This is a genomic window from Agromyces sp. NPDC029043 (assembly GCF_055564615.1).
Map to the genome: position 1 here is coordinate 344,607 of NZ_JBVHVX010000002.1, position 9,332 is coordinate 353,938.

The window sequence follows — 9,332 nt, forward strand, 5'->3', positions numbered from 1 at the left end:
CGCGGGCGTGCGAGGTGCCGTGGAGGAGTGCGGTGGGTGGCGGCGCGCAACCCCCCTGCGGTCGGCATGGCCGCGGCGTAGCCTGAGCCGGCCGACCCGAGGAGGACCACGTGAGCGACACCGAAGACCGTCGAGGCCGATCCGGCGATGCAGACCTTCCCGACCCGAGGAGGACCATGTGAGCGACACCGGAGACCGCCGGGGCCGATCCGGCGATGCAGACCTTCCCGACGACCGCGACTTCGCCGACAGCGCGCGCGAGCAGGCGCGACTCAAGGCCGAGCACGACCGGGAACTCGGAGTCGACCCGTTCTTCGAGGGCGCGAACATCACCGAGAGCGACGGCCCCGACCTCGAGCTCGGCGACGACCTCGACACCGGCGGAGGGCACCGGACGCCGCGGGAGTGACCTGTCGTGCGACGCCACGGCATGACGTGGATCCGCAGGACCGGTCCGCTCGGATGGTGACGTCCGATTCCCGCTGGTGGAGCGGGCACGGTCACGGTCGTTCCGGGCAAGGATGGACGCATGTCACGTCGCCATGCCGCGCTGCCGACGCCGCTCGGCGAGCTGTTGGTGGTCGCCGATGGCGACGCGCTCGTCGGCGTGTACTTCCCGGGGCACTGGCATCCGCCCGCGGTCGGCTCGATCGGAGTCGAGGTCGATCGCCGCGCCGACCCGCTGATTGCGCGGTTCGGCGTCGAGCTCGGCGAGTACCTCGATGGCACGCGACACGAGTTCGACCTCCCTTTGGCGCCCACGGGCGACGAGTTCCAGCACGCGGTGTGGGGCATGCTGCGCGGCATCCCGTACGGCGAGACGACCACGTACGGCGCGCTCGCCGATCGCCTCGGCGACCGCCGACTCGCACGGCGCGTCGGCGGAGCGGTGGGACGCAATCCGCTGAGCATCCTGGTCCCGTGCCATCGTGTCGTCGGCGCCGACGGCTCGCTCACGGGCTACGCCGGCGGGCTCGAGCGCAAACGGGCACTGCTCGAACTCGAGGGCGCCGCGGTCGTCGCGCAGGGCCGGTTGTTCTGACCCGGGAACGCCAGCCCCTCGGCCGGGCCCGGCATAGAGTGGCGCACATGGACGAGTCCGCCGCCCTCGACGTGACGGCGGCGCGTGCCGTCGAGACGGGCGACCGCGAACGGCTGCTCTGGAGCGACGCCGACCGCGAGTGGGCGAGCCGCGCGGCGGCCACGATCGTGGGGGAGCGCGCGAGCGCCGACGAGTTCCTCGCCCGGCGCGCGCAGCTCGTGCTCGAGCGCATCGGCACCCGCCAGCCGTCCGTGACGCGCACGGTGCGGGCCATCCGGTGGCGCCCCTGGGTCGGCGTCGTCGTGATCGTCGCCGCATTCGCGCTCGGCGTGCTCGTCGACCGCATCGGCGGCGGCTCGAGCATCAACCTGCTGGCCCCGCCCGTGTTCGCGCTCGTCGCTTGGAACCTCGCCGTCTACGTCTGGTTGCTGATCCGCCCGGCCGTGCTCCGCGGCGGACGGCTCGGCCCGGTGCGCGGCCTGCTCGTGCGGCTGGCGGCCGTGCGCGGCGCGGGCCGCGACGGGCGAGCGGATGGCGCGACCGCCGCGCGTCGCACCGTCCTCGCTGCGCTGCCCGCCGAGTGGGCACGCGTGGCCGCGCCGCTCTACGGGGCGCGCGCCGCCCGCGTCCTCCACCTCGCCGCCGCGGCGACCGCGGTGGGCGTGCTCGTCGGCCTCTACACGCGCGGCCTCGCGTTCGAGTACCGCGCCTCGTGGGAGAGCACCTTCCTGGGCGCCGAGCAGGTGCACGCGCTGCTCGCCGTCACGCTCGCACCCGGGTCGTGGGTGACCGGCATCCCGGTGCCCGACGTTGCCGCGATCGAGGCGATCCGCGCGCCGGCCAGCGAGAACGCCGCCGCCTGGATGCACCTCATGGCCGGAACGGTCGCGCTCGTCGTCATCGTGCCCCGACTTGTCCTCGCGATCGCTGCCGGGATCGTCGAGCGACGCCGGCGGACCCGCGTCGCGGTGCCGCTCGACGAGCCGTACTTCCGCCGCCTCATCGCCGGCTGGGTCGGCGAGGCGACGCGCGTGCGCGTCATCCCGTACAGCTACACGCTGCCGACCGAGGCGCGCGCCGGGCTCGACGCGCTGCTCGCGCGCGCCGTCGGCAACGCCGACGTGACGGTCGATGAGCCCGTTCCGTGGGGCGACGACGACGCGCTGGAGTGGTACGCGGATGGCGCGGGCGCCGCCGCCGAGACCCGGCTCCCGCTGTTCGGCCTCGCGGCGACGCCCGAGGAGGATGCCCACGGCGGGCTGCTCCGCGTGCTCGCGCGCTCCGCGCCATCCGGTGCCGCGATCGTCGACGAGTCGGCGTTCCTCGCGCGCTGGCCCGGCGACGAGCGGCGGCGCGCCGAGCGACGCACGGCGTGGCGCGAGCTGATCGAGGCGCACGGCCGGACCGCGGTATTCGTCGACCTCGCCGCGGCCGACCAGACCGATGCGGCGGCGCAGCTCGCGGACGCGACATCCGCTGCCCTCGACGCCGACAGCGCACCGCGCGGGAGCGCCCGGTGACCGCGGCAGAGGGGGTCGCGGCCGCTCGCCCGCCCGGCCTCGACGCCGGGGCCGTGTCGCTCTCCCTCATCTCGCACACCAACGCGGGCAAGACCACGCTCGCCCGCACGCTGCTCGGCCGCGATGTCGGCGAGGTGCGCGACGCGCCCCACGTCACCGTGGAGGCGACGCCGTACCCGCTCGTGCGCACCGATGAGGGCGACCTCCTCACGCTCTGGGACACCCCGGGCTTCGGCGACAGCGTGCGGCTCGCGCGGCGACTCGGGCAGGCGGGCAACCCCATCGGCTGGTTCCTCGGACAGGTGTGGGACCGCTACCAGGACCGCGCCCTGTGGCTCAGCCAGCTCGCGGTGCGGAACGTCGCCGAGCAGGCCGACGTCGTGCTCTACCTCGTGAACGCGGCCGAGGCGCCCGCCGATGCCGGCTACCTCGCGCCCGAGTTCGAGGTGCTCGAGTGGATCGGCAAGCCGGTGCTCGTGCTGCTCAACCAGACCGGTCCGCCGCGCGACCGGGCGACGGAGGAGGCCGACGAGGCGCGCTGGCGCGCGGCGCTGGCCGACGCGCCGCACGTGCGAGGGGTGCTCACGCTCGACGCGTTCGCGCGCTGCTGGGTACAGGAGTTCGCCCTCTTCCGCGCCGTCGCCCCGCTCCTCGCCGACGACGACCGCAACGCGTTCGCCCGGCTCGCCGCCGAGTGGCGCGCGCGCCGCATGCGGCAGTTCGACGCCGCGATGGTCGAGCTCGCCCGGCCGATCGCGGGTGCCGCCTGCGATCGGGCGACGCTGCCCGCCGAGCCGCTCGCCGCTCGCCTCGGCGGGTCGATCGGCCTGCCCAATGCCGCGCGATCACAGGCGCGAGCGGATGCCACGGAGCAGATGGCGGCCCGCCTGCAGGCCGAGCTGCGGCGCAGCATGGAGCGGCTGATCGCGATCCACGACCTCGAGGGCCGCGCCGCCGATGAGGTGCTCGAGCGCGTCGCCGACGACGTGCACGTCGAGGCGCCGCTCGACGAGGGCCGCACCGCGGCCGTGTCGGGCGTGGTCTCGGGCGCGCTCACCGGGCTCGGCGCCGACCTCGCCGCCGGCGGGCTCACGTTCGGAGCGGGCATGGTGGCTGGCGCGATCGTCGGTGCCCTCGGCGGCGCAGGCATCGCGCGCGGCGTCAACGTCGTGCGCGGCCGGAGCGACTCCACCCTGCGCTGGGAGGAGGCGTTCCTCGACGGACTCGTCACCTCGGCGCTGCTCCGCTACCTCGCGATCGCGCACTACGGGCGCGGCCGCGGCGCGTGGACGCAGGGCGAGTACGCCCCCAATTGGCGCACCATGGTGGTCGACGCCGTGGTCGAGGAGCAGGAGACGCTCGCCGCCATCTGGGCGCGCCGCGCCGACGGCGAGGAGCGCGTGCGGCACGACCTCGAGCCGGTGCTCGAGCGGATGGCGCGCGCCATCCTCGACCGCCTCTACCCCGGTGCCCTCGACTCGGAGTCGGCGCCCTCGATGAACCGCCGCCCGTAGAGCGCCTCGGCGTTGCGCCACGCCATCAGCTCGGCGACCCGGATCGCCTCGTCGACCGGCCAGCCGTGCGTGGTGACGTACTCCGAGAGCACGCGGGTCGCGGCATCGCGCCACACGCGGGCGCCGACGAGCACGCGCTCGGGCACGCCCCACGCGTCGGTCGAGAAGAGGACACGCGAGAACGGGGCGAGGTCGAGGAGGTCGCGCACGAGTGCGTCGGCGTTCGCACCGACCTGCCCGATCGCGAGGCCCGCATCGAGGTGCACGTGCGGGTACAGGTGCGCGAGCATGCCCGCCTGGCGCACGAACGGGTAGCAGTGCAGCAGTGCGATGCGCCCGCCGGTGTGCTGCGTCGCCCCGATGAACGGCTGCAGGAGGAACGGGTCGGCGCGGTCGAACCGGAGGTCGCCGTCGCCGAAGCCGACATGCACCTGCAGCACCGAGCCCTGCTCGAGCGCCCACCACGCCAGGTGGCGGATGATCGCCGGGTCGTCGAGGCGCGGGCGCCCGGCGGCGGTCGCGCGGGAAGCGAACCAGTCGTCGGCGGCGCGCGCGAGGTCGGACGCCGACGGTCTCGCGGGATCGAGCGCGAGCCCGGTGCGGTAGGCCGCGATCGTCTTGTACCCGACGGCGTCGCTCGCCGCCGCGTCGAGCGCCACGTCGAGTCGATCGAGGAAGTCGGGGCCGGATGCCGCGTCGGCCATCGCCGCCTCGGCCAGCGACTCGAGCCGCACGATCGGGTGCGAGCGCGCCCCGGCGAGTCGCATCATCCGCTCGTCGGGCATCAGGCGGTCGGGAGCGTGACCGTCGTCGATCAGGTACGCCGCGATCCCCGAGGCGCGGAGCAGCCGGCGCGTGGCCTCGTCGAAGCCGAGCGCCGACCGTGCGGCGAGGTAGGCCGCGCCATCCGCGAAGGGCTCGAGCCCCAGCGCCGGCGCGCAGTGGCGCCGCAGCGCGAAGCCGAACTGGCTGTCGAACACCGCGACGCGGTCGACGGCGTGCTCGGCCTGGACCATGGCGTCGAGCAGGTCGCCCCCGGCGAGCGGCTCGCGCAGCATGCCGTGCACGTGGTGGTCGACGAGCGGCATGTGCGCGATCGCGTCGGCGAGGCGCTCGTCGGCGTGCGCGTCCATGCGGCCCATTCTGACCCAGGCAGACGCGGAACGGGCCCGCCCCCGAAGGGACGGGCCCGCGCGGAACCTCCGCCGGTCAGCGCACTACGGCGTGACCTTCGGGTTGACGACCCTCACCGTCATCGTGCCGCGGGTGTTCTGCTCGAGCACCGTCACATCGACGCCGTGGCCGGCCACGATCACGCCGCCGAGCGGGTTGCTCGGGTGGAAGTAGGCGTTCGGGTCATCGTCGGAGAACGTCGCCGTCATCGTGCCGGTCGGCGCCGCGGCGTCGAGCAGGGAGACCGTCTGGCTCCTTCCCTTGCCCGTCGTGGCCTCCTTGTGGAGCACCACGCCGTCGGCCTCGTCGAGGCCGAAGGTCGCGTCGAGCGGCTGGCGCCGGTTGCTCGGCGCCGTGCCGTCGGGGAAGGTGAACTTCGCCGGGCGGGCGTCGACCGGGAGCGCCAGGCCGTGGCCCTGGTGCTCGATCGTGTTGTTGTCGCCGTACGCCTCGTCGATCGCCCAGACGAGCATGCCGTCCTGGAACGGGAAGTGCTCGACCTTGTCGGGCGCCGTGAGGCCGTAGCTGAACTGGTACGGGCCCGTCTCCAGCGTCGAGTCGTAGTCGACGTAGGTGCGGTTCTCGACGAGGTAGTAGCGGTCGCCCTCGCTCGTCTCGGTGCCCGAGCTCTTCTTGAAGCCGCCTGCGGCCGTCCAGCCGTTGGTGCCCTCGCCCTCGGCGTCGTCGGTGAACAGCGTGGTGCCGCCGTTCTTCACCGCGATGTCGTCGAGGAAGGCGCCGGCGTAGTGCACGCCGCCGTCGGTCTGGTAGCGGAACCGGAAGTCGACGTCGCCGCCGCCGGGGACCGTGTAGCGCAGCGTCGACCAGCGGCCGTTCGACGAGCCGTCGAGCGGCGAGCCGATCTGGATCCAGTCGGTCGTGCCCGCCGGGCGGTACTCGGCGTACAGGTAGTCGTACCCGGCCTCGATGTCGTACCACGCCTTCGCCGTGACCGTCGCCGAGTTCACCCCGGAGAGCTTCAGCGTGCGCGTGAGCGTCGTGTTGAGGTCGTCGGCGCTGCCGGTCCACCACGCGTTGGCGCCCGACGCGGGCGTCGTGTAGGTGCTGGTGATGCCGGCGTCGGGAACGTCGACCACGAGCGCCTGCTCCTGGCCCTCGACCTGGCGGGCGGCCGGGCTCAGCGTGAACTCGCCCGACTCGCCGGGTGAGACCACGTCGTAGTCGAGCCAGCCGAGCTGGAGCTTCTCCCACGGGCCCATGTAGTTCGGCGTGGTGCCGATGGCCCCCTTGCCGTGGCCCAGCCACGAACCGCTCGACATGAGCGTCCAGAACCCGGTGGAGTTCTCGCCGCCCGCGGTGTCGTAGAAGTCGGGCAGGCCGAGGTCGTGCGCGTACTCGTGCGCGAACACGCCGAGGCCGCCGTTCTCGGGCTCGGTGGTGTAGTCGCCGATCCAGATGCCGGTGTCGCCGATCTCGGCTCCACCGAACTTGACCTGCTCGGGCACGCCCGCGTCGTTCGTGACCGTCGGGCCGGTCTGGCCGTAGTCGGTCGAGTTGACGTACCACCGGTGCGACCAGATGGCGTCCTCGCCCTGGGCGCCGCCACCGGCGTCCTCGCCCTCGCCGGCGTGCACGGCCTGGAAGTGGTCGAGGTAGCCGTCGGGCTCGTCGAAATCGCCGTCGGCGTCGTAGTCGTAGCGATCCCAGACGTCGTACTCCTCGAGCTCGGCCTGGATCTCCTCGAGGGTCGCGCCATCCGCCATCCGGGACTCGTACCAGGCGTTGCCGGAGTCCTCGACGAACTGCCACGCCCCGCCGTAGTCCTCGACGCTGTTGTCGCCGTACGTCGAGGCGTTGCCGGGCACGCGGACCCAGTCGCTGACCTCGCCCGCGACGGTGTAGTTGCCCGACGACTGCTTGGAGTAGAAGTCGGCGAACGACTCCTCGCCCTCGCGGTCGGGGTCGCCGAAGAAGAGCTCGTCGTAGTACGCGGGGCTGAAGTCGGCGGTCCAGAACGTGCTGTTGTTCACGGATGCGTCGGGCTTCGCGATCTGGTTGTGCAGCGGGCCGGGCGTGGTGCCGAGCTTGCCGCTGCCCTGGTCGCCGAACTCGGCGAGGATCGTGAACAGCTTTCCGGTGCCGGTGACGGCGGTCTGGAAGTACTTGTCCTCGGCGAGCTGCACGACGCCGTCGTCGCCGGGCGAGGCCTGGCCAGAGAGGATCAGCTGCTGCGCGGCCTTGCGCCGCTCGTTCTGCCGCTCGGTGAGGGGACCGGGGCGGTTGTCGGGACGGGCCTCGGCGGCTGCGGCCGGGCCGGTGTTCGGGTCTTCCGCGGGTGCGGCGAGGGCGGCCGGGCCGAATGCGGCTCCGGCCACCATCGTCGCGCTCGCTGCAGCCACAGCGAGCATTCCGCGCGTACGTCGGTTCACATGCTCTCCTTCATGGGAATCGCCCGGGATCGCCGGGCGAATGTGAAGGGAAGCTAACACGCGCCCCCGTATGGGGGGAAGTGTTTCAAGGGTCTTGACTTAACCTCAGTGTCTCGGAAGGATTCGCCCGCACGGCGAGGAGTCACGACACGCCGCACCGGCCGCCAGGGTGGCGGCGTGTTGCGACCCCTCGAGCGCGGGCGCGGGCGATCGCCCGGCCCGCCTACGCCGCCGCGCGCTGCGCCTCGACCACGTCGCGCAGCGCGTCGACCAGCGGGGTCGTCGGGCGGCCGATCAGGTGCGCGAGCGTGCCATCCGTCTCGGCCAGGTCGCCCCGGGCGATGCCCTCGTCGATCCCGGCCACGAATGCGGCCGTGCCCTCGTCGAGGCCGACGGCCACGAGCGACGCGATGCGCTCGGCCGGCGTTTGCGCGACGAACGCGACCTCGCGGCCGAGCACCTCGGACGCCGCCGCGGCCAGCTCGTCGAAGGTCCACGGCGCGTCGCCGCCGAGCTCGTACACCTCGCCGACGTGCCCGTCCTCGAGGAGCACGACCGCGGCCGCCTCGGCGAAGTCGCGACGCGGGGCCGATGCGACCCGGCCAGTGCCCGTCGCGGCGGCGATCACGCCCGTGTTCGACGCGACCGCGACATCCTGCGCGTAGTTCTCGGTGTACCAGTTGTTGCGCAGGATCACCGCCGGGATGCCGACCTCGGCGATGACCTCCTCGGTGCCGCGGTGCTCGGGCATGAGGATGAGCTCGCTCGTGGCCGCCTTCGGCCCGCTCGTGTAGGCGAGCTTGGAGACGCCCGCCGCCTTCGCCGCCTCGATCACGTTGCGGTGCTGCGCGACGCGCTCGCCGAACTCGGTGCCCGAGATGAGCAGCACCGAGTCGACGCCCTCGAGGGCGGGCGCGAGGGTCTCGGGGCGGGCGTAGTCGAGCTCGACCACGCGGATGCCGCGGCTCGCGACGTCGGCGAGCTTCGACGTGTCGCGGGCCCCCGCGACGATGTCGGCGGGGGCGGCGCCCCGGTCGAGCAGGGCGTCCATCACGAGGCGGCCGAGGTGGCCGGAGGCGGCGGTGACGAGGATGGTCATGGGGAAATCCCTTCGATCGGCGCCCGAGCGCGGGCGGTTCACGGGGTGCAACCGCGTCGCACCGCCTCACCTTCCCTCGCGGAGGTACCCACTTTCGCGTAAGGTACCCACATGGTGGTAAGTCTTGCGGAAATCCGTGCTTCGTCCGGCGACGTGTTCGTCGAAGGCTGCCCCACGCGCGCCGTGCTCGACCACATCATGAGCAAGTGGGGCGTGCTCGTGCTGCTCGCCCTGACCGACGGCACGCTGCGCTGGGGCGAACTGCGCCGTGAGGTCGAGGGCATCAGCGAGAAGATGCTCGCCTCGACGCTGCGCACGCTCGAGGGCGACGGTCTCGTCGCGCGCACGAGCTACCCCGAGGTGCCGCCGCGCGTCGAGTACGCGCTCACCGACCTCGGGCGCGAGCTCATGGAGCGCATGCTGCCGCTCGTCGAGTGGGTCGCCGAGCACGGCGAAGCGATGCTCGACGCGCCCGTCGGCGGCGCGCCGGCAGGGGCGCGGGGGTTGGGCGCCGCGCCGGGCGATCGCGCGCCTGCACCGGCCAGCCGGTTATGAACTAGACTGACGTTCAGCTGTGCGGCGCTTGCGGGCGGT

8 protein-coding genes are annotated in these 9,332 nt (G+C 73.3%); 5 read left to right on the plus strand and 3 right to left on the minus strand.

The window, feature by feature from the left end; genetic code table 11:
- Positions 1-178 precede the first annotated feature (178 nt).
- The 4 genes from ACZ4TW_RS05275 to ACZ4TW_RS05290 all read left to right on the plus strand — a co-directional run bounded on the left by ACZ4TW_RS05275 (position 179) and on the right by ACZ4TW_RS05290 (position 4,076).
- The gene (locus tag ACZ4TW_RS05275) at positions 179-409 is read left to right on the plus strand and encodes a hypothetical protein (protein ID WP_465540871.1); all 231 of its coding nucleotides are present in this window, start codon (positions 179-181) and stop codon (positions 407-409) included.
- 120 nt (positions 410-529) lie between these two features.
- Positions 530-1,042: a methylated-DNA--[protein]-cysteine S-methyltransferase gene (locus ACZ4TW_RS05280; protein WP_465540873.1), complete on the plus strand. Its 513-nt coding sequence runs from the start codon at positions 530-532 to the stop codon at positions 1,040-1,042.
- A 47-nt stretch (positions 1,043-1,089) separates the two neighbouring features.
- The gene (locus tag ACZ4TW_RS05285) at positions 1,090-2,562 is read left to right on the plus strand and encodes a DUF2868 domain-containing protein (RefSeq protein WP_465540876.1); all 1,473 of its coding nucleotides are present in this window, start codon (positions 1,090-1,092) and stop codon (positions 2,560-2,562) included.
- Positions 2,559-4,076 (plus strand): DUF3482 domain-containing protein, encoded by a 1,518-nt coding sequence (locus ACZ4TW_RS05290; RefSeq protein ID WP_465540878.1) that lies wholly within the window; start codon positions 2,559-2,561, stop codon positions 4,074-4,076. The genes ACZ4TW_RS05285 and ACZ4TW_RS05290 overlap by 4 nt, the downstream gene beginning before the upstream one ends.
- On the opposite strand, the gene ACZ4TW_RS05295 is transcribed toward ACZ4TW_RS05290, so the two are convergent.
- The 3 genes from ACZ4TW_RS05295 to ACZ4TW_RS05305 form a co-directional block, all read right to left on the minus strand.
- A complete protein-coding gene (locus ACZ4TW_RS05295; protein ID WP_465540880.1) occupies positions 4,022-5,209 on the minus strand; it encodes an amidohydrolase family protein in 1,188 nt (395 codons plus the stop codon). The two genes, ACZ4TW_RS05290 and ACZ4TW_RS05295, sit on opposite strands and share 55 nt — an antisense overlap.
- A gap of 84 nt (positions 5,210-5,293) precedes the next feature.
- The gene (locus ACZ4TW_RS05300) at positions 5,294-7,639 is read right to left on the minus strand and encodes an immune inhibitor A domain-containing protein (RefSeq protein ID WP_465540882.1); all 2,346 of its coding nucleotides are present in this window, start codon (positions 7,637-7,639) and stop codon (positions 5,294-5,296) included.
- A gap of 223 nt (positions 7,640-7,862) precedes the next feature.
- Entirely contained in the window at positions 7,863-8,738 is an 876-nt protein-coding gene (locus ACZ4TW_RS05305) for an SDR family oxidoreductase (RefSeq protein WP_465540884.1), read from the minus strand.
- Positions 8,739-8,849: 111 nt separating this feature from the next.
- Here ACZ4TW_RS05305 and ACZ4TW_RS05310 point away from each other — a divergent pair, with 111 nt between their 5' ends.
- Positions 8,850-9,293 (plus strand): winged helix-turn-helix transcriptional regulator, encoded by a 444-nt coding sequence (locus tag ACZ4TW_RS05310; protein WP_465540886.1) that lies wholly within the window; start codon positions 8,850-8,852, stop codon positions 9,291-9,293.
- The last annotated feature ends 39 nt before the right edge of the window (positions 9,294-9,332 follow it).

Excerpts from the sequence above, each read along its gene's own strand:
- ACZ4TW_RS05280 (WP_465540873.1), top strand. The coding sequence starts at position 530 with ATGTCACGTCGCCATGCCGCGCTGCCGACGCCGCTCGGCGAGCTGTTG.
- ACZ4TW_RS05285 (WP_465540876.1), top strand. The coding sequence starts at position 1,090 with ATGGACGAGTCCGCCGCCCTCGACGTGACGGCGGCGCGTGCCGTCGAG.
- ACZ4TW_RS05295 (WP_465540880.1), bottom strand. The coding sequence starts at position 5,209 with ATGGACGCGCACGCCGACGAGCGCCTCGCCGACGCGATCGCGCACATG.
- ACZ4TW_RS05305 (WP_465540884.1), bottom strand. The coding sequence starts at position 8,738 with ATGACCATCCTCGTCACCGCCGCCTCCGGCCACCTCGGCCGCCTCGTG.
- ACZ4TW_RS05310 (WP_465540886.1), top strand. The coding sequence starts at position 8,850 with ATGGTGGTAAGTCTTGCGGAAATCCGTGCTTCGTCCGGCGACGTGTTC.